The organism is Methanomassiliicoccus luminyensis B10 (assembly GCF_000308215.1).
Taxonomy (GTDB): domain Archaea; phylum Thermoplasmatota; class Thermoplasmata; order Methanomassiliicoccales; family Methanomassiliicoccaceae; genus Methanomassiliicoccus; species Methanomassiliicoccus luminyensis.
This window is the reverse complement of record NZ_CAJE01000012.1, coordinates 286,103-302,853: the sequence shown is the minus strand read 5'-3', so window position 1 is coordinate 302,853 and position 16,751 is coordinate 286,103. Positions and strand designations below refer to the sequence as shown.

24 protein-coding genes are annotated in these 16,751 nt (G+C 62.5%); 11 read left to right on the top strand and 13 right to left on the bottom strand.

What is annotated here, in order from left to right:
• Window positions 1-61 precede the first annotated feature (61 nt).
• Together WYS_RS04440 and WYS_RS15920 are read right to left on the bottom strand one after the other, a co-directional pair.
• Window positions 62-301, bottom strand: coding sequence for a hypothetical protein (locus WYS_RS04440; protein ID WP_019176963.1), 240 nt, complete (start codon window positions 299-301; stop codon window positions 62-64).
• Between the two features lie 63 nt (window positions 302-364).
• A complete protein-coding gene (locus WYS_RS15920; RefSeq protein ID WP_147654423.1) occupies window positions 365-592 on the bottom strand; it encodes a hypothetical protein in 228 nt (75 codons plus the stop codon).
• Between the two features lie 136 nt (window positions 593-728).
• Here WYS_RS15920 and WYS_RS04430 point away from each other — a divergent pair, with 136 nt between their 5' ends.
• Complete coding sequence (locus WYS_RS04430; RefSeq protein WP_019176961.1) at window positions 729-1,400, top strand: peroxiredoxin; 672 nt, start codon at window positions 729-731, stop codon at window positions 1,398-1,400.
• Here WYS_RS04430 and WYS_RS14360 read toward each other — a convergent pair.
• Entirely contained in the window at window positions 1,348-2,607 is a 1,260-nt protein-coding gene (locus WYS_RS14360; protein ID WP_162137694.1) for a phage tail sheath family protein, read from the bottom strand. The genes WYS_RS04430 and WYS_RS14360 overlap by 53 nt on opposite strands.
• A gap of 390 nt (window positions 2,608-2,997) precedes the next feature.
• Between WYS_RS14360 and WYS_RS04420 the strand changes: the two genes are divergently transcribed.
• Window positions 2,998-3,609, top strand: coding sequence for a PH domain-containing protein (locus WYS_RS04420; RefSeq protein WP_019176959.1), 612 nt, complete (start codon window positions 2,998-3,000; stop codon window positions 3,607-3,609).
• A 47-nt stretch (window positions 3,610-3,656) separates the two neighbouring features.
• Window positions 3,657-4,469, top strand: coding sequence for a YhfC family glutamic-type intramembrane protease (locus tag WYS_RS14355; RefSeq protein ID WP_019176958.1), 813 nt, complete (start codon window positions 3,657-3,659; stop codon window positions 4,467-4,469).
• Between the two features lie 173 nt (window positions 4,470-4,642).
• On the opposite strand, the gene hisD is transcribed toward WYS_RS14355, so the two are convergent.
• Window positions 4,643-5,890 carry a histidinol dehydrogenase gene (gene hisD / locus WYS_RS04410; protein ID WP_019176957.1) on the bottom strand — a complete coding sequence of 416 codons (1,248 nt, stop codon included), beginning with the start codon at window positions 5,888-5,890 and terminating at the stop codon, window positions 4,643-4,645.
• A gap of 45 nt (window positions 5,891-5,935) precedes the next feature.
• The gene (locus tag WYS_RS04405) at window positions 5,936-6,616 is read right to left on the bottom strand and encodes a hypothetical protein (protein ID WP_019176956.1); all 681 of its coding nucleotides are present in this window, start codon (window positions 6,614-6,616) and stop codon (window positions 5,936-5,938) included.
• Window positions 6,617-6,675: 59 nt separating this feature from the next.
• Here WYS_RS04405 and WYS_RS15915 point away from each other — a divergent pair, with 59 nt between their 5' ends.
• The gene (locus tag WYS_RS15915; RefSeq protein ID WP_019176955.1) at window positions 6,676-6,822 is read left to right on the top strand and encodes a hypothetical protein; all 147 of its coding nucleotides are present in this window, start codon (window positions 6,676-6,678) and stop codon (window positions 6,820-6,822) included.
• Between the two features lie 323 nt (window positions 6,823-7,145).
• On the top strand, window positions 7,146-7,427 hold the full coding sequence (locus tag WYS_RS04395; protein ID WP_026068798.1) for a peptidylprolyl isomerase: 282 nt from the start codon (window positions 7,146-7,148) through the stop codon (window positions 7,425-7,427).
• A 20-nt stretch (window positions 7,428-7,447) separates the two neighbouring features.
• Here the strand turns inward: WYS_RS04395 and WYS_RS04390 are convergent, their stop codons facing one another.
• Complete coding sequence (locus WYS_RS04390) at window positions 7,448-7,897, bottom strand: hypothetical protein (RefSeq protein ID WP_019176952.1); 450 nt, start codon at window positions 7,895-7,897, stop codon at window positions 7,448-7,450.
• 120 nt (window positions 7,898-8,017) lie between these two features.
• Between WYS_RS04390 and WYS_RS04385 the strand changes: the two genes are divergently transcribed.
• Both WYS_RS04385 and WYS_RS04380 read left to right on the top strand, forming a co-directional pair.
• The gene (locus WYS_RS04385) at window positions 8,018-8,452 is read left to right on the top strand and encodes a hypothetical protein (protein ID WP_019176951.1); all 435 of its coding nucleotides are present in this window, start codon (window positions 8,018-8,020) and stop codon (window positions 8,450-8,452) included.
• 69 nt (window positions 8,453-8,521) lie between these two features.
• The gene (locus tag WYS_RS04380; RefSeq protein WP_019176950.1) at window positions 8,522-9,064 is read left to right on the top strand and encodes a flavin reductase family protein; all 543 of its coding nucleotides are present in this window, start codon (window positions 8,522-8,524) and stop codon (window positions 9,062-9,064) included.
• Here the strand turns inward: WYS_RS04380 and WYS_RS04375 are convergent, their stop codons facing one another.
• Genes WYS_RS04375 through WYS_RS04365 form a run of 3 tightly spaced genes read right to left on the bottom strand, consistent with a single transcriptional unit; the run spans window position 9,065 to window position 10,522 of the window.
• Window positions 9,065-9,367 (bottom strand): hypothetical protein, encoded by a 303-nt coding sequence (locus WYS_RS04375; RefSeq protein ID WP_049796244.1) that lies wholly within the window; start codon window positions 9,365-9,367, stop codon window positions 9,065-9,067.
• Between the two features lie 2 nt (window positions 9,368-9,369).
• Window positions 9,370-10,047 (bottom strand): hypothetical protein, encoded by a 678-nt coding sequence (locus tag WYS_RS04370; protein ID WP_019176948.1) that lies wholly within the window; start codon window positions 10,045-10,047, stop codon window positions 9,370-9,372.
• Window position 10,048: 1 nt separating this feature from the next.
• The gene (locus tag WYS_RS04365) at window positions 10,049-10,522 is read right to left on the bottom strand and encodes a hypothetical protein (RefSeq protein ID WP_147654422.1); all 474 of its coding nucleotides are present in this window, start codon (window positions 10,520-10,522) and stop codon (window positions 10,049-10,051) included.
• A 260-nt stretch (window positions 10,523-10,782) separates the two neighbouring features.
• On the opposite strand from WYS_RS04365, the gene WYS_RS14350 reads away from it, so the two are divergent.
• Genes WYS_RS14350 through WYS_RS04345 form a run of 4 tightly spaced genes read left to right on the top strand, consistent with a single transcriptional unit; the run spans window position 10,783 to window position 12,555 of the window.
• Window positions 10,783-11,208, top strand: a complete 426-nt coding sequence (locus tag WYS_RS14350; protein WP_019176946.1) for a ferredoxin-thioredoxin reductase catalytic domain-containing protein — start codon at window positions 10,783-10,785, stop codon at window positions 11,206-11,208.
• Window positions 11,209-11,215: 7 nt separating this feature from the next.
• Entirely contained in the window at window positions 11,216-11,509 is a 294-nt protein-coding gene (locus WYS_RS04355) for a thioredoxin family protein (protein ID WP_019176945.1), read from the top strand.
• Between the two features lie 18 nt (window positions 11,510-11,527).
• Entirely contained in the window at window positions 11,528-11,812 is a 285-nt protein-coding gene (locus tag WYS_RS14345; protein WP_019176944.1) for a hypothetical protein, read from the top strand.
• Window positions 11,809-12,555, top strand: a complete 747-nt coding sequence (locus WYS_RS04345; RefSeq protein ID WP_201798844.1) for a lipoate--protein ligase family protein — start codon at window positions 11,809-11,811, stop codon at window positions 12,553-12,555. Before WYS_RS14345 ends, WYS_RS04345 begins: the two co-directional genes overlap by 4 nt.
• On the opposite strand, the gene WYS_RS04340 is transcribed toward WYS_RS04345, so the two are convergent.
• From WYS_RS04340 to lipA, 4 genes are read right to left on the bottom strand one after another with little or no spacing between them, the layout of a single operon-like run.
• Window positions 12,556-13,779, bottom strand: coding sequence for a dihydrolipoamide acetyltransferase family protein (locus WYS_RS04340; RefSeq protein ID WP_019176942.1), 1,224 nt, complete (start codon window positions 13,777-13,779; stop codon window positions 12,556-12,558).
• Window positions 13,780-13,799: 20 nt separating this feature from the next.
• Complete coding sequence (locus WYS_RS04335; RefSeq protein WP_026068794.1) at window positions 13,800-14,777, bottom strand: alpha-ketoacid dehydrogenase subunit beta; 978 nt, start codon at window positions 14,775-14,777, stop codon at window positions 13,800-13,802.
• Window positions 14,777-15,859, bottom strand: a complete 1,083-nt coding sequence (pdhA, locus tag WYS_RS04330; protein ID WP_019176940.1) for a pyruvate dehydrogenase (acetyl-transferring) E1 component subunit alpha — start codon at window positions 15,857-15,859, stop codon at window positions 14,777-14,779. The genes WYS_RS04335 and pdhA overlap by 1 nt, the downstream gene beginning before the upstream one ends.
• Entirely contained in the window at window positions 15,859-16,722 is an 864-nt protein-coding gene (gene lipA, locus WYS_RS04325) for a lipoyl synthase (protein WP_026068793.1), read from the bottom strand. Before lipA ends, pdhA begins: the two co-directional genes overlap by 1 nt.
• Window positions 16,723-16,751: the final 29 nt, after the last annotated feature.

The following is a 16,751-nucleotide window of genomic DNA, read 5'->3' as shown; positions in this document are numbered from 1 at the left end:
CCTCTTTCAATGCGCTGATAAATAGCGCCTACCGCAAAATCATGGATCTGCAACTCTTTGCTCAGCTCAGTTTTGAATCATATTGGTTCACCAGGATCTGCAGTATGAGGTATCCAGCGTGGTTATCCTCGACCAGGTCCCAAATATGCTCATCGATCCTATCGCGTTCCACTTTGTTCGTGTAACGCTTGTCTATCACGTGCATTCTTTTTGTCGGTGTGCGTCGAAATATCTCGCCGAGCACCGGGTCACAGGCCATCAGATACAGAAGCTTCTCATTCTTCAGCAGCGCCGATGCCATCTTGTCCTTTTCGAATGATACCCAGGCGATCTGGCTCTGCCACGCCTTCCAGTATCAGCTCCTTTATCGGGTCCACCGTGTTGTTGAACTTGAGCTCTCTTTTCCAGTCCCCCTCTTGCCCAGCTTCCTTCGGGCGTTCTTTATCGATTGGACCAGCTCGTGGGGGTCCCGGACCATCATGGCCGCTACGACGAAATGCCGTGAACTGTTCGGAGAGCGCCCCAGGTCCCCGCACTCGTCCAGGAGAATGATGATCGAATTATGCCCGTGACCGCTGCCGACTTCGCTCAAGGAAAGTTTCGACCGCTTGCGAGGTTATGGGACTTGCCGCTACATCCGGGCTAACCCAGGGCACGGTCTGTAACGGATCGCAGCGCAATATGTTTCGGGAAACCTATTATTATTCAAGAACCCCATAGAACAGCTGATGTCCGAAGATGCCGCCGAACCAAAGCTTCAGAGAGTGTGCATCCCCAGCATAGGGGAGGCGTTCCCGAAGATCAAGGTGAAGACCACGATGGGTCCCATATCCCTGCCGGACCATTTCGCCGGAAAGTGGTTCCTGCTGTTCAGCCACCCCGCGGACTTCACCCCAGTGTGCACGACGGAGTTCTCCTCGTTTGCCATGAACCACCAGAAGTTCCGCGAGCTCAACTGCGAGCTCATCGGGCTGTCCGCTGATTCCCTATTCTCGCACATAAAGTGGGTGGAGTGGATCAAGGAGAAGCTGGACGTGGAGATCACCTTTCCCATCATCGCAGATTCCCTCAGAGAGATATCCAGCATGTTCGGCACCATCCACCCCCACCCGGACGGAGGGGCGATAAGGGCGTGCTTTTTCGTGAACCCCAAGGGCAAGATCGCCTCGGTGCTGTTCTACCCCAAGGGCGTGGGGCGGAACATCGAGGAACTCCTTCGGGTCGTCAAGGCCCTCAAAGTGGTGGAGGAGCACGGCGTGGTCACCCCGGCCAACTGGCCCGAGAACGAGTTCATCGGCTCCGATGTCCTGGAGCGCCCGCCCACCGACGTCAAGGGCGCCATGGCCATCAAGGATAGGTCCGGCTGCCTGGATTGGTGGTTCTGCCGGAAGAAGATATGACCCTTCCGACGTTCAGCGTGGGCCTGACCACCGTCGGCGCAGGGGGCGCGGCGGGAACGGCCTGGCACTGAACCCTGATCACCAGGAACTCGGCGGGCCTCAGTGGGGCAAAGCCGACCTGGAGGTTCAGGACCCCCCGGGCCCGGTCCTCGATGGCAGTGGTCTCGGCGTCGCACTTGACGTAGAACGACTGGCTGGGAGCATCCCCGACGAACGCGTTGAAGCGCCACAGCCGCAGCATGAACTCGGTGACATGGGTCCTGACCTTGGCCCACAGCACCTCGTCGTTCAGCTCGAACGCTGTCCACTGGGTCCCGCGGCGCACCGATCCCTCTAAGAACATCTTGGTCCGGGCAACGGGGATGTACCTCAGCCCGGTGGGGGGTTCGAAGAGACTGCGGAAGGTGAAATTGCCCCACGATACGCACTTGCCGTTCTTCCGAAGCAGAGGGTTCACTCCCTGGACGGTGAGATTGTTGACCTCCCGTTCGTCCAGCTCCACTTCCAGGCGGTCGACGGAGCGCAGGTCGGCCCCCAGGCCGGCCATGGAAGCCCATACTCCCTTTTCGGCGTCGGTCCTGGCCATCAGCCCGGCCACCGCTCCAGAGGGGCCCACGGCCCTTGCCTCACCTTCATCACTTACCATCAGGCGGGGATAGAACGCCGCGCAATGGTCCTGATCGGCCCCGCGACGGAGTTCGTCGACAAGGTACGGGTTGTGGGCCGCCTCGGCGCGTCCGGCCCTGGTCCATCCGGCCGGGGGATCTATGAGAAGGAAGGCGCCCCGCCGGGCGCAGTACTGGGATGCCGGGGCCCATGCCCCGGATAGGTCGATCTCGGTATCGCTCGGAAGGATCAATATGTTGACGTCGCTGACCGCGTCCAGCGCGTACATGCCGGTCCTTGCGCTCTTGCTGCCAAGGACGTCGGCCGCTATCGGCTCGTCCCCTCCCACCCGGACCACCTGGCATTCGGTCCCCCCGTTCTCGAAGAACAGGCGGATGCTCACGCTCAGCTCGCTCCCGGGGAGCGCTCCCCCGAAGGTGTTGGTGAACTCGCTCCAGCTACGCACTCGAACCGCCTTGTCCACCGGTCCGGTGGAAGTGCGGCCTATGAACGCCGCGACGGACGTGGGCGCTCCGGTAAGGGGCTGTGCATTACAAGGTATCTGCTGAACGTGAACGCTCGGATAGCTCAATCTGTCCAATCCCGATGCCTCCTGCTCATGGAATGCGCTAGAACCTGAAAACCATACGGCGGAAGGGCGCGTCCCCCATGGTCCATTGGACCGTAGATGGTCATAATTATATTTGATACATGGGCCCTGGGCAACGCACGGACTGAGCCATGCGTTGCTGCCTCATCCTCGCGCGTGATCCGGATCTTGCCGTGAAAAATGAGGTCGACCGATAAGTTCTGAACAAAGGCGCCCGGACCGTTCCCCGCGGCCGCGCGGCAACACTGCGCCTGATGCCCCTCGCTGACCCGTTGAAAATCTTATTTGAAGCAAATAATATTATTCCGTGAGGCCATTTCACCGGCGGGGAAAGCTGGGGGATGATGTTGCGGCGTTCTAAGATCGTCTTGAGGTGTGAGCATGGATAAGGGTTCGAAAGCAGGCCTGTACTACATCGCCGCCGCCATCCTGCTCCCGACGGCCGTCCTGATAGTGCTCATCGCCTGGGGGACCAGCCTCAGCAATGCCTTTCTGTATGGGATCGTGGCGTACGCCGTCCTGCCGCCCATCATGCTCGCGGCGTACTTTCTGAAGAACAAGGGCCCTGTTCAGAGGGCCATGTCCCGCGTTCCCAGGATCATCATCGCATTCACCGGCGTGATGCTGGCGGTTTGCGTGGTCGGCATGCTATTCACACTCGGCTCGGAGTCCGTGTCCGCCGAGCTGAACGCCGGCGATCTCAGGGTCGAAGCGCCGTTCGTCGATGAGTCCGTCCAGTACTCGGACATAAGCAAAGTGGAGCTGAGGAGCGGCGTGAGCTATGGTTCACGAACAGCAGGCTACGCGGGCGATAGCATGCTCAGCGGCAACTACAGGAACAACGAGTTCGGGAGCTACAAGCTCGCCGTCCATCGATCAACGGACGAGTGCATCATAGTGCATCACAACGGCGGCACCCTAGTGTTCAATCTCGATTCATTGTCGAAGACGGAGCGGTTCTACCTCGACCTCATGCAGGTGAGAGGGGCCTGATCACATTGCACCGTTTGTAATAGTATGAATCTCAAGGGGGAAGAAAAATGGACCTGTTCGTAGTTCTGGCATATCTGATTGCGGCCGCCGCAATGGTAGGGGTGCCTTTGCTCGTGGGCGCCTACATGAGGAAAAAATTCAATCTGTCGTGGGCCATCTTCGCGTGGGGGATGATCGGGTTCGTTCTGGTGCAGGTGATCCACTATCCACTGGTGACCTTCACGCAGGCGCCTTTGGGAAGCTCATTGACGAAAGCTTTGGGCGCAGCAGGCGCATTGGTCGTACTTTCTGTTGTCCTGGGCTTCCTGGCAGGCGCCTTCGAGAGCGTGGGCAAGTATCTGGTAATGAGGTGGAAGAACAAGCAGTGGCGCCTTGATGTAAAGAAGGTCCTGTTCTTCGGCGCGGGCTGGGGTGCGATCGAAAGCGTTCTCATCGGGCTCGTCCTGCTTTTGCAACTAATCTCCTATGTCTCGCTTACTTCCCTGACCCCCGAGCAGACCGCGCAGATCGGCGGGGACAGCGAAGCCTTGAACGAGCAGATCGAGGCCCTGAAGAGCCTGACCCCGCTGGACCTGGTGCCCGCTCCAGTGGAGAGGATGGCCGCGTTCACCGCCCAGATCGCGTTTACGCTGTTGGTAGGCTTGGCGATCTTGAAAGGCCGGCCGATACTGGTGGTCGCGGCCATCGCCGCGCACACGGCGCTCGACGCTGGCGCGGTGTACCTGAGCAGCACCATGGGGGTATGGGCGGCCGAAGCGTTCATCGTGGTGTTCGCACTGGGTTCGCTGTACTATCTCAGGACCCAGTGGCCCCGGGACGAAACCCCCGCTCAAGCTCCGAAAACAAAACTCGTGGTCTGAGGGAGGAAAGGCGCCTCAAATTCTTTCTTTTTACTCTTTCAACCTTCTTGGGAGGCCTGGGGTCGGCGAGATGATGAGCACGTGATCGCTACCCGTCAATGGCCTATTTCTTGTGCTTCTGCCTATTTAATTATGGAAATAAAGAAATGTAATTAAAAAAATGATAAGGGCCGTCACTTCCGGCGTACCCTCACCGAGTTGGCGTGGGCGTGCAGCCCTTCGGCCTTCGCCAGGGTCTCCACGACATCGCCGATGCCCTCCAATCCGTCCCTCTCCACGATCTGCACCGAGGAGCGCTTCATGAAGTGGCCGACGTCCAGGGTCGAATAGGTCTTGGCATAGCCGGCGGTGGGGAGCACGTGATTGGTCCCGGAGGCATAGTCGCCGCAAGCTACCGGCGCGTACTTGCCAACGAAGATGGAGCCTGCGTTCCGTATCCCCTGCAGCGCGGCCATGGGATCCTTGACCTGTATGGACAGGTGTTCCGGGGCGATGAAATTGACCAGCTCCACGGCCGAGGCTATGTCCCTGGCGAGAACGTACCCGGCGTTACCCAGCGCTTTATCGATTATCTCCTTGCGCTCGGCCTTGGCGGCCATCCTCTCGACCTCCCTGCCGACCTTGTTCGCCAGCACCTGGTCGGTGGTGACCAGCACGCATGCGGCGTTGGGGTCGTGCTCGGCCTGCGCCAATATATCGGCAGCGATGAACTCCTCCTCGCCTGATCCATCGGCCAGTATGGCTATCTCCGATGGTCCCGCCGGGAAGTCGATCTCGGCACGGTCCCGCATCAGCATCTTCGCTTCGGTGACGTACACGTTCCCGGGCCCCACGATCTTCTGCACCGGGGCGATGCTCCTGGTTCCCAGCGCCATCGCCGCGATGGCCTGCGCCCCCCCTACCTGATAGACCTCGTCCACTCCCGCCAGGTCCGCTGCTACCAGCGTCAGGGGGTTGATGGGGGGAGGAGTGCACATTACGACGTCCACGACCCCCGCCACCCTGGCGGGGATGGCGCACATGAGGACCGTGGACGGATAAGCGGCGCGCCCGCCCGGGATGTACGCCCCGATGCGATCGAGAGGGGTGTTCTTCACGCCGAGGGTCAGCCCGGGAGCGACCTCCCTGGTCCACATGTCCGCGGGGCGCTGCATCCGGTGGAACGCTTCGATGTTGGCCTTGGCCTTCTTGAGCGCGTCGATGAGGGAATCGTCGACCTTGGCGTAGGCGTCCTCGATCTCCTCCCTCGTTACCCTCAAATGGTCGAGCTGGACCTTGTCGAACTTCTGCGTCAGCTCATACAGGGCGGCGTCGCCCTCCTTGCTGACCTTGGCGATGATATCCTCTACCGACCTACGGACCTCGGACAAAGTGCCCCTGCGGCGGGAGGTCCACTGTTCCACGTCCAGCTGCTTCCACATCGGAAGATGGTAACAGCGATGAAAGATTTAATGTTGCGCAGCCTCTCATCCGCCCAGCGCAATGGTGGTCAGGGTGACCGCCGTGCCGATCACCGCCAGGGTGATGCCTACCTTCCACTTTTTCAGCCCGGCGTAGGAGGCCCACGAGTACCCCACAACGAACAGCAGGACCACGTTCATGATGTTGGCGATCCGGAGGCCCACCATGGGAGGATCGACCAGGGCGACCGGCGCCAGCACCGGGACGGCGGCGATCATGGTGATGAGAAATGCGCTGAGCCCGCCCCAGAACGCCCCCCGCTCGATGCCGTGGGACATCGGCGGCGCACGCTTGGCGCTTTCGAGAACGTCTTTGTAGATACGCTCCCGATCCGCAGGGGCCAGGGTACCGACGATGGTGTCGGAGAGATCGTCCTGGACAGCTTCCACGGTCCCACTCTCTCCAGGGTTCTTCTTCAGCGATGCCGCCAGGTAATGCTGCCTTAGCCGGTCGAAGTTGCGGGTGAAGATCCACATCACCATATCCACGAAGCCCCAGGCGACGCTGACCGCCAGGGATGCGAAGACTACGGTCCATCTGGTCTCCTCGTTCAGGCCGAACGCGACCGAGAACGCGCTAAGCGTCGCCAGCACCATGACCAGGCCATAGATGGTCTCCTGGAGGGCCGCGGTGGGTCCCAGATGCTGGATGAACGGTTCGAACGGTTTTATTGGCGCGGGCGCCATCCAGCCTGTGACTGTAAATCATTACATTAATTTTTCTCTTCTTTTTGCTCCCACACCATATGGTGAAAGACCCACCCTATGAGCGTGGGAACATGGAGGTCGATATCGTCGCCATCGGATGCGCGAGATGCAGGTTCATCGAGGTGGCCACCCACGCAGCGCTTGAGGATATGGGGCTGAACGTCGAAATAGAGAAGATACCGTAGCATGGGGGAGGCCAAGGAGAAAGGGGTGGCGGCCTCGCCCGCCCTCTCCTCAATGGAAGGGCGATGGCGCAGGGCAGGGTGCCCACTGTCGACAAGATAAGGGATCGGATCGCCGAGGCGCAGGGAAAAATCGCCGAATACTCAGTGGTCTGAGAGGAGAGGCGGGGACGGCAGTGACCATCATCCTCTGCCCGGAACACCGTTCCCGCGCGAAGCATTGGTCGAACGAGGGGGCGACTTTCTTCACTCCTCGTTCTCTTTCGTCCCACTGGATATTCCACGACAACAATGTATTTATCCGCCCACCTTTCTCTGGCCTTCTCATGGCAACCAAAGTTCACGCTGCTCATATACTTGTGAAGGACCAGAACAAGGCGTACGAACTGCTCGCCAGGATCAAGGCCGGCGAGAAGTTCGAGACGATAGCCAAGGAGTACTCCATGTGCCCCTCCAAGGCCAAGGGAGGGGACCTGGGCACCTTCGGAAAGGGACAGATGGTCAAGAAGTTCGAGGACGCCGCCTTCAACGGGAAGAAGGGCGAGGTGGTCGGCCCGGTCAAGACCGAGTTCGGCTACCACCTGATCAAGATCATCGATACCCAGTGAGGTAAAACTCCTTCCCGGCGTCACCGCCGGGCCTTTTCTCCGTTCCACGTGGCAGCCAGCCACAGCACCACCGCCACCAGCTGGGCCATCACCGCCCTCGGCTCCACGTACACGAAGAAGCCGGAGAGGACGGCCATGAGTATCGCCACCACTCCCAGGAACCCGCAGATTCGGTAGGCCTTGCGGGCTCGGTGCAGCCCTTCTATGACCGGGTCATAGGTGAAGTACACCACCAGGAGCAGGATGGCGAGAGATGCGAATTGTATGTAGGGGCTGATCTCGATTACGGTGGCCTCGAAGATCATCTGCATCGGGCTGATGCCAATGAATGTCAGCGCCCCCCATACGAACGCGGAGAACACCGGCTCCAGAGAGGGCTTGTTCTTCGGCTTCCTCCGCCTCCGCTTGATGGTGGACCTCTTCCGGGGGGTCGCCTTGCCCGCCGACGTCCTCTTCGTCGTGGTTCCCATCGGCGCGGGAACACCGCTGCATGTCATAATGATTGGTCCGCCGCTCCTGATTATCGGGAGCGACGTCCGTCGCGGCAGGGCCGGGCCACGTTCATATACCTGGCGGAACGATTCGGACCTATGCCGGACAACGACCTCCTGAAGAAGGTTACCCGCGCCAGGGCGGAGCAGGCCCGGGACGAGATAGCCGACGTATACCCCCAGGCCACCGTCCGCTACGAGACGGCCGGCGGGAGGGGCGTGGTCACCGTCCTGGACGACAGGTTCGTCGTCAGCAAGGAATTCGTGGAAACTGACGACAGCCTCCGGGAGAACCGCATGGGCGAGTACGCCAGAGTGCTGATGGGCCGTAGCCGGCTGGTCCTGGTGGTGCCTCGGGACCGGGCCGCCAAGGTCCGGCTCAAGCTCCTGGATCTCAACAGGCACTGGCTGTTCTACTACCAGCTCCACTGCTACGACGAGGACGGAAAGATAATCCATGTTGACAGGAGGACCTGGAGGAAGCTGATGGGGCTTCCCCCGGAGAGGCAGGAAAGGGCGCCCGAGATCGTGTGACCCCCCATGCCATTCCGTGACGGGGAAATATATATCGGTCCGGCGACGGATATGTTCTCAGTGATTGGAATGGCCAACGATGACCCTGAAAAGCTGGACCGCGGCGCCCTCCCCGCGCTGATGAGCCTGCCCCCCTTCCCCGTGTTCCTTCTGGCGGTGGGGGAGAAGGACCCCGACGTTAGCACCATCGGACTGTTCAACGTGTTCTCGGTGGACAAGCCCCGGGTAGGGGTAGCGGTCAAATCATCGAGGTGGACATACAAGCTGCTCGAGGAGACCCCCGATTTCACTCTCAACATACCCGGGAAGGACCTGGTGGACAAGGTCATCAAGATCGGCGAGGTCTCCGGGAGCAAGATGAACAAGTTCGCCGAGGTGGGCCTTACTCCAAAGCCGGGAACGAGGACCAGGTCCCCGACCATCCAGGAGTGCCCCCTGAACCTGGAGGTGGAGAAGCAGGAGATCATCGACCGGAGCGACTGGGACCACATCTGGGTCATCGGGAAGATCGTGCACTGCGACATTCATCCCGACTACGACCGCGGCAATATGCTCCTCTACTGGGATGGGGAGTTCAGGACCGCTTCCAAGGTCATCAGGAAGATGGAGTGATCAGCGGCGGAGCCGCTCCAGCAGGCTCGACGACCTTATGCCGTGCACGTTACCGAAGTGCGCCCGGAGCCCTTCGGAGAGCAGCCGGTCGTCCGCGGCGGCGATGCTTGCCGCGCACACCGGGCACGTCACCCCCACATACCCTTCCAGAACGGCCGGGGGGCTGGAGCGCAGCCTCTCTGGGTCCATGCATAGGTCCGCCATGCCGTGGACGTCGGAGAGGTGGTCCCTCAGGGAGTGCGTTAGAGCCACCCCTTCGCCTTCCAGGACCTCAGGGCACATCGGGCATCTCAGGGCCGTCATGGTCACGCCCTCGGCCTCATGGTCATGAGGGGCGCGACCTCGTGCATGGAGATCATGTGCTCCCTCAGCGCGACCGACAATTCGTCCTCGTCCGCCCCGCTCAGGTGCATGCCGCACATGGGGCAGTCGACGTGGTCCCCGTGGGCCAGCCCCATCGACGGACCGGCCGGCTCCCTGCCTGGGACCCTCTCTCTTCTCCGGCCCCTCTCCTTACCATACTCCTCCCTGACGGAGGAGCCTTCCGGGGCCGGATGGCGGGGCGCGACGTCCGCGCCGGAATACCTCCCGCCGCGGGCCCATTCGCCCCCCTGGTCGGGCCGGTCCCCATACCCCAGGCCCAGGGTCTTCCTGAACCATCCGCCCACCCCATGGGCGCGCAGGGAGGCCTCGCCAGCAGGCGGACCCCAGGACCCAGTCTCATCCCTCAGCTCCGCCTCCCTCAGCTCGCTCCCCCGCCTCAGCCGCTCCCGGTCCATCTCGGTCTCGCGGTACGGCTCCATTTCCTCCGGGGGCTCGTAGGACCTCGCCACCGTGGACGGCGGCACTCCCCCGGTGGGGGAATTGCACAGCTCCTGGATGTTGTGCTCCCTCTCGAGGTGCTCCCGCAGGCCCACGGTGAGATCGTCGCAATCCTCGCCTGTCAGCCTCGCGTTGCACACCGGGCATCTGACCGAGTTCATGTCAAAACCTCTTGTCGTAATCGGAACGCTCATCCTTCTCCGGCGGAATGGCTTCCCGGCCGCTCTCCAGCTCGTTGTTCTGCGCCATATGGCGCGTCAGCTCGGCGGTGAGGTCGTTCTCGTTCCTCCCCCTCACCTCGAACCCGCACAGGGGGCACTGCACCGCCGGCAGCTCCTTTCCCCGCTGGACATTGATGGTGCGGGGCGGCCCCAGGACCCCGTAGAGGTCTGTCTCCCTCTGCGTCAGCTCAGCTCCGTACCTTTCCGCACCGTACCGGACCTCGTATTCACCCGTTTCGTCAGGCACTTCCGCCAGCGTGGAAAGGTGCCCCTCCCTTCCCCCCTGGAGGAGGCTGTCATCGGGAAGCACCAGGCCGTGCGTCCTTACGAAATGTACCATCAGGGCGGACGACAGCGCCTCGCTGTCGCCCTCGCTCATCCGGGCATCGCACCACGGGCACCTCACCGATACCATTCTCCATCACCTCTCCGCGGCGGGGGTGGCGCAGCGGTGCCTGGTGGAGCGCTGAGGGACAGGCATCCCATCCCTGCCCCGCTCCCTGGCAGGCCACATTGCCGCCACCGGGCCGCCCACGTCTATTCTGGACCGCATCCCATTTATAACTTGCAGATTTTGCCCATCGGGTCTGGCCATTCGCAGCTGCGTTGGGGAAAAGCTTCCGGGCGACAGCGAGATTTATATTTGCCCGAAATCATAGTGTTAACGGGTCCATTATGGCGGTAAAGAAGCTTTGGCGGTGCAACGTTTGCAATGACGTGCATTACGGGATCAGACCTCCCACCGTGTGCCCTACCTGCGGGGTCAAGAACGCCTACACCCTTATCGACTACCCGGAGACCAAGAAGGTCATCCTGGACAAGGGCGAGAGGCTCGACACCGAGGAGAAGCTCATGGATACATGGGAAAAGTTCGCGGAGGGAAAACCGTTCAAAGTGAACCCCGACAAGGAGTTCGTCAGGACCCTGGCGAAGGGCGAACTGGAAAACCTCAAGAACCATGGGCTGAAATATTGCCCATGCCGCATCACCGCGGGAGAACCGGAGGAGGATCTCAACCTGATCTGCCCCTGCAACTTCTTCATTCAGCCGGTGTACAAGGAGACCGGGGAATGCTGGTGCGGCCTTTTCGTCAAGAGGTGAACAACACATGGCCGAACAAGGACAGAGACTGATATTCTTCTGGGGAAGGGAATGCCCCCATTGCGCGAAGATCCACCCGCTGGTCGGAGAGGTATCCAAGGAGATGGGGAAGGAGATCACCGAGCTGGAGGTCTGGCATTCCGAGGAGAACCAGAAGCTGATGCGCTCGTACGGCGACGTGCTGAAGCAGGCCTGCGGCGGTTCGCTGGGAGTGCCGGCGTTCTATAACGAAAGAACGAAAAAAGCCCTGTGCGGCATGAGGACCACCAAGGAGCAGATAGTCACCTGGGCTTCGGAGTAAGGACGGAGCAGGGACGGTTTGACAAGAACGGCCCAGAGAAAGGTCAAGGGGGGCAAGCTGGTCCGCGTGAAGGTGGACGACGACGGCTCCCGGATAACCCGAGTGTCCATTACAGGGGACTTCTTCGTATACCCAGAGGAAGGACTGCTTTCCTTGGAAGAAGGGCTGGCCGGCACCCCGCTGGGAGAGGGGGCCGAGAGACTGCTGTCCCGCCTGAACTCGCTGATAAGGGCGTCCGGCCTGGTCATAGTGGGCTTCGAGCCCCGGGACCTCGCCGAGCTGATATCGGAGGCGTCGTGGTGAGGTGGAGGATGGTGCCGTACGCCCGCTTCGACGCCGGGCTCAACATGGCCATCGACGAGGCGGTGGCGGAGGCCATCGCCCGCTCCGGCCAAGACGCCACCATGCGCTTCTACGGCTGGGAGCCGTCGGCGGTCTCCATCGGCTGCTTCCAGTCCGTCGGCGACGAGGTCGACCTGGACGAATGCCGCAGGAGAGGTGTGGGAGTGGTCCGCCGCCGCACCGGGGGCGGGGCGGTGTTTCACGATTCCCAGGGGGAGATCACCTACAGCGTCATCGCCCCGGAGGAGGTGATGGGGAGCGACATCGTCGGCTCATATCGCAGGGTATGCGGGTGGGTCATCGATGCTCTGGCCGAGATCGGGCTGCCGGCGGAGTTCGCGCCCATCAACGACGTCACCGTCGGCGGCAAGAAGGTGTCGGGGTGCGCCCAGACCCGCCGGGACGGGGTGTTCCTCCAGCACGGCACGGTGCTGTACGCCCCCGACCGGGAGGCCATGTTCTCCGTGCTCAGGGTCGACCCGGCCAAGCTTGCCGATAAAGGATTAAGCTCGTCGGATGAAAGGGTCACCGGCATAGCATCCCTGGGAGGAGCGAGCTTGGGAACCCTGCTTGCCGCTTTGCAGCGCTCGTTCTGCCGGGGCAAGGAGTGGTACGAGGACCGGCTAGACCATGAGGAGCTGGCGAGGGCCGAGGAGCTGTCCCGGACGAGGTACAACAACCGGGACTGGACCTTTTCGAGGTGATCACGGCTCCAGCAGAGCCAGCTCGGGGTTCTGCATGAACATCACCAGCTCGTTCATGAACTGCGCCGCCTCCGCTCCGTCGAGCACGCGGTGGTCGAAGGTGAGCGACAGGGGGATCACTTTGCGCACCTTCACCTCGCCGCCGATGACGAGGGATTGCTCGGTCATGCGCCCGACCCCCAGTATGGCGACCTCCGGGTAGTTCGGTATGGGGGTAGCGTACTCCCCGCCGAACGAGCCGTAGTTGGTGATGGTGAAGGTCCCTCCCCTGAGATCGGCCATATCTATCTTGCGCTCGGTGGCCTGGGCGGACAGGTCCTTGAGCTCCTTCGCCAGAGTGAAGATGTCCTTCTGGTCCGCCAGCTTCACCACCGGGACGATGAGGCCGTCCTCGATGGCCACGGCGACGCCCAGATTATAGTACTTCTTGAGGACGATCTCCTGGCGCTCCTCGTCCAGCTCCGAGTTCAGATAGGGGTGCTTCTTAAGCGCGGCGATGGCGGCCTTCATGATGAACGGCAGGTAGGTGACCTTGAGCCCCTTGGCCTCCTCGGCATATTTCTTGACCTTCTCCCGCAGCCTCGCCAGCTCGGTGACGTCGGCCTTGTCGGTCACCGTCACCAGCGCGGCATGGGCCTTCGCCTCCACCATGTGGCTGGCGGTGGTCCGCCTGATCCCCCTCAGCGGCTCCCTTTCCACGAAGCCGTAGATGTCGAACCTGGGCTGGACCCGGGGGGCCTTCGCTTCCGGCGCGGGCTTCTGGGAGTTCTTCACGTCACCTTCGGTCACCCTGCCGCCGGGCCCGGTGCCCTTCACCGCGGAGAGGTCCACGCCCAGGTCCTTGGCCAGCTTCCTCACGGCCGGCGTCGCCTGCACCGGTGGGGCCGCCGGCGCGCGCTTCTCCGCCGGCCCTTTGGAGATGATGGCCTCCTCGTGCTCCGGCAGCTCGCCCACCACGGACACCGATTCTTTCTCCGCCGGTGCAGCAGCGCCCTCCTCGTCGATGACGGCCAGCACCTCGCCCACCTTGACCAGGCCGCCCTCGGGGAACCTTGTCTCCCGGACCCGCCCGGACACCGGCGACGGCATCTCCACCACGGCCTTGTCCGTCTCCACCTCCGCGATGGACTGGTCCTTCTTGATCTGATCACCTGGCTTGACCAGCCATTTCTTTACCTCTCCTTCGGCGACCCCTTCGCCGAGGTCCGGGAACTTGTACTCCATGTTGATGACCTCGCGGTGCCTCAGAAGGCCGCGGCCCTCTTTATGGCATTGTAAATTCTATCCGGGCTTAGGTAATAATAATTTTCCCCCTGCGGCAGGGGAGGGGTGATGTCGGGGGCGGTGACCCTTTCCACCGGCGCTTCCAGTGACAGCAGGGCCTTCTCGTTTATCCTGGCCACGATCTCCGCGGCCACCCCGCAGGTCCGGGGGGCCTCCTGCACCACCACGCACCGGCCGGTGCGCTTGACGGACGATATCACCGCGCCGGCGTCCATGGGAGAGAGGGTCCTCATGTCGATCACCTCGCACGATATCCCCTCGTTCCCGGCCGCCTCGGCCGCCTTGGCGATGAGGGGCATCATGGCCCCCCAGCCCACCACGGTGACGTCGTCTCCCTCCCGCACCGTCCGGGCCCTGCCCAGGGGTATGGTGAACTCATCTTCCTCCACCTCCTCCTTGATCAGGCGGTAGCTGCGGGTGGGCTCAAGGAACACCACCGGGTCGGGGTCCCTGATTGAAGATATCAGCAGTCCCTTCGCTTCCCTCGGAGCGGCAGGCACCACCACCTTGATCCCAGGTATCTGGGCGTACAGCGCCTCGGTGCTCTCGGAGTGGTGCTCCAGCGCCTTCACCCCGCCGCCGTAGGGCATCCGCAGCACCATGGGGGCGGTCAGCGCGCCCCTGGTCCGGGTGCGCATCCTGGCGGCATTGGAGATCATCATGGGGAGGGCGAGATAGGAGAAGCCCATGAACTGGATCTCCGCCACCGGCCGGAGGCCGTTCATAGCCATCCCCAGCGCCATCCCGGCGATGAGGCTCTCCGCCAGCGGGGTATCGAACACCCGGTCCTGCCCGAAGCGGTCCTGGAGGCCTTCGGTGACGCGGAACACCCCGCCGTCCCTGCCCACGTCCTCGCCGAACACCACCACGTTCGGGTCCGCTCCCAGCTCGTTCGCCAAAGCTGAGTTGATGGCCTGCACCATGTTCATGACCGCCATCACTCCTCACCCCCCAGCTCCTTCCGGAGGTCGTCCATTTGCTCCTTCAGCTCCGCCGGGACCTCGGCATAGGTGTGGGCGAAAACGTCATCCAGGGTGGGCTTGGGATGCGCCTCGGCCTCCTGCACCGCTCTTTCGGCGAGATCGGTCATCTCTTCCCTGATGGCCCTGTCCTCCTCCTCGTCGATCACTCCTTTGGCGAGGAGGTACGATCTGAGGCGCACCAGGGGGTCTCGGGACTCCCACTCCTGCAGCTCCCGGTTCTCCCGGTACTTCCTGGCATCGTCGGAAGTGGTGTGGTTCCCGAGGCGGTAGGTATACGCCTCGATCAGCGAGGGGCCCTCGCCGCGCCGGGCCCTCTCCACCGCCTCCCTGGTGGCAACGTACATGCCCAGCAGGTCGTTCCCGTCCACCTGGATCCCCGGCATCCCGTAGGCGACCGCCTTCTGGGCCAGGGTCCTGGAGGCGGTCTGACGGGACCGCGGCACCGAGATGGCCCACTGGTTGTTCTGGATGACGAACACCATCGGCGCCTTGTACACTCCCGCGGCGTTCAGGGCCTCGTGGAAATCGCCTTCCGAGGTGGCCCCGTCCCCGCAGTATGCCAGCGTGACCGACCTCTCCTTCCGGTACTTTGAGGCCAGAGCGATCCCGACCGCATAGGGGAGCTGGGAGCCCACCGGCACGCAGGCCGGGGTCGCCCTCACCCCCTGAGGGTAGCGGCTCCCCTCCTCATTGCCCATCCAGTACAGATAGTAGCTTCGCAGGGGGACCTTCTTCCACAGCAGGCCGGCGAGCTCGCGGAACGCCCATACCAGCCAGTCATCTCCTCCGATGGCCATCGCCGGACCGAGCGACGCGGCCTCCTGCCCCCGGTTGGGCGGGTACGCTCCCAGCCGTCCCTGGCGCTGCAGCAGCACCGCCTTCTCGTCGGCGGTCCTGGCCAGCACCATGGTGCGGTACGCTTCCTTCAGAATAGAGGGGTCGATCTCCGGCTCCAGCGACGGCTCGACCACCTTTCCGTCCGCATCCAGGACCCGCAGCATCTTCCCGTTCAAGAGGTCAAGATCATCGTAGAGCATCAACGTCCCCTGTCCATAAATGCCTCGTGGGCATTATATGAGCTGCGGACCATCGGCGCGGAGGAGGCGTACCGGAACCCCATCCCCTCCGCTTCCTCTCGGATGTCCTCGAAGACCTCCGGGGTCACGTACTCCTCCACTTCCAGCCGGTTCCCGGTCGGCTTGAGATATTGGCCTATCGCCACGATGTCGACCCCCGCTCCCCGGAGGTCGCGGAGGGTCTGCGATACCTCCTCCCGCTTCTCCCCCAGGCCCAGCATCATGGAGCTCTTGGTCACGATGGTGCTGTCCAGCCTCTTGATGGTCCGCAGGACCTGCAGGGACCGCTCATAGGAGCACCGCCGGTCCCGGGCGATGGGCTGGAGGCGGCGCACCGTCTCGATATTGTGCCCCAGTACGTCGGGGCGGCTGTCCGCCACTATGGACAGGGCCTCGGCATCGGCCTGCATGTCCGGTATGAGCAGCTCCACTCGGGTGCCGGGGCACCTTTCGCGCACCGCGCTCACGACCGCGGAGAAATGCGACGCCCCCTGGTCGGGGAGGTCGTCCCTGGTGACGGAGGTGATGACCACGTAGTCGAAGCCGAGGGAGTTGACGGCCTCGGCCACCCTCTCCGGCTCGTCCAGGTCGACCTTTTTCGGCTCCCCCGAGCGTACGGCGCAGTAGGCGCACCTCCGAGTGCACACGTCGCCGAGGACCATGAAGCTGGCATGCCCGCGGCACCAGCAGTCGGAGATGTTGGGGCAATGGGATGCGTCGCATACCGTGGTCACACCAAAGCACTTGGTGACCGCCCTCACCTTGAGGAAGCCCTCACCCACCGGGGCGCGGACCTTGAGCCACTCGGGCTTCGCTGCGTTCAATATGCTCAGACCCCCATCGTACAGAGATA

What these genes read in the sequence shown, in the direction of transcription:
- WYS_RS04390 (WP_019176952.1), bottom strand. Translation starts at nt 7,897, where the DNA reads ATGGGAACCACGACGAAGAGGACGTCGGCGGGCAAGGCGACCCCCCGG.
- WYS_RS14355 (WP_019176958.1), top strand. Translation starts at nt 3,657, where the DNA reads ATGGACCTGTTCGTAGTTCTGGCATATCTGATTGCGGCCGCCGCAATG.
- WYS_RS04440 (WP_019176963.1), bottom strand. Translation starts at nt 301, where the DNA reads ATGGCATCGGCGCTGCTGAAGAATGAGAAGCTTCTGTATCTGATGGCC.
- WYS_RS04430 (WP_019176961.1), top strand. Translation starts at nt 729, where the DNA reads ATGTCCGAAGATGCCGCCGAACCAAAGCTTCAGAGAGTGTGCATCCCC.
- WYS_RS04405 (WP_019176956.1), bottom strand. Translation starts at nt 6,616, where the DNA reads ATGGCGCCCGCGCCAATAAAACCGTTCGAACCGTTCATCCAGCATCTG.
- WYS_RS04370 (WP_019176948.1), bottom strand. Translation starts at nt 10,047, where the DNA reads ATGAACTCGGTCAGATGCCCGGTGTGCAACGCGAGGCTGACAGGCGAG.
- WYS_RS04365 (WP_147654422.1), bottom strand. Translation starts at nt 10,522, where the DNA reads ATGGTATCGGTGAGGTGCCCGTGGTGCGATGCCCGGATGAGCGAGGGC.
- WYS_RS04340 (WP_019176942.1), bottom strand. Translation starts at nt 13,779, where the DNA reads ATGGAGTACAAGTTCCCGGACCTCGGCGAAGGGGTCGCCGAAGGAGAG.
- WYS_RS04335 (WP_026068794.1), bottom strand. Translation starts at nt 14,777, where the DNA reads ATGGCGGTCATGAACATGGTGCAGGCCATCAACTCAGCTTTGGCGAAC.
- WYS_RS04375 (WP_049796244.1), bottom strand. Translation starts at nt 9,367, where the DNA reads ATGACGGCCCTGAGATGCCCGATGTGCCCTGAGGTCCTGGAAGGCGAA.
- WYS_RS04420 (WP_019176959.1), top strand. Translation starts at nt 2,998, where the DNA reads ATGGATAAGGGTTCGAAAGCAGGCCTGTACTACATCGCCGCCGCCATC.
- WYS_RS14350 (WP_019176946.1), top strand. Translation starts at nt 10,783, where the DNA reads ATGGCGGTAAAGAAGCTTTGGCGGTGCAACGTTTGCAATGACGTGCAT.
- WYS_RS04380 (WP_019176950.1), top strand. Translation starts at nt 8,522, where the DNA reads ATGGCCAACGATGACCCTGAAAAGCTGGACCGCGGCGCCCTCCCCGCG.
- pdhA (WP_019176940.1), bottom strand. Translation starts at nt 15,859, where the DNA reads ATGCTCTACGATGATCTTGACCTCTTGAACGGGAAGATGCTGCGGGTC.
- hisD (WP_019176957.1), bottom strand. Translation starts at nt 5,890, where the DNA reads ATGTGGAAGCAGCTGGACGTGGAACAGTGGACCTCCCGCCGCAGGGGC.
- WYS_RS04395 (WP_026068798.1), top strand. Translation starts at nt 7,146, where the DNA reads ATGGCAACCAAAGTTCACGCTGCTCATATACTTGTGAAGGACCAGAAC.
- WYS_RS15915 (WP_019176955.1), top strand. Translation starts at nt 6,676, where the DNA reads ATGGTGAAAGACCCACCCTATGAGCGTGGGAACATGGAGGTCGATATC.
- WYS_RS04355 (WP_019176945.1), top strand. Translation starts at nt 11,216, where the DNA reads ATGGCCGAACAAGGACAGAGACTGATATTCTTCTGGGGAAGGGAATGC.
- WYS_RS04385 (WP_019176951.1), top strand. Translation starts at nt 8,018, where the DNA reads ATGCCGGACAACGACCTCCTGAAGAAGGTTACCCGCGCCAGGGCGGAG.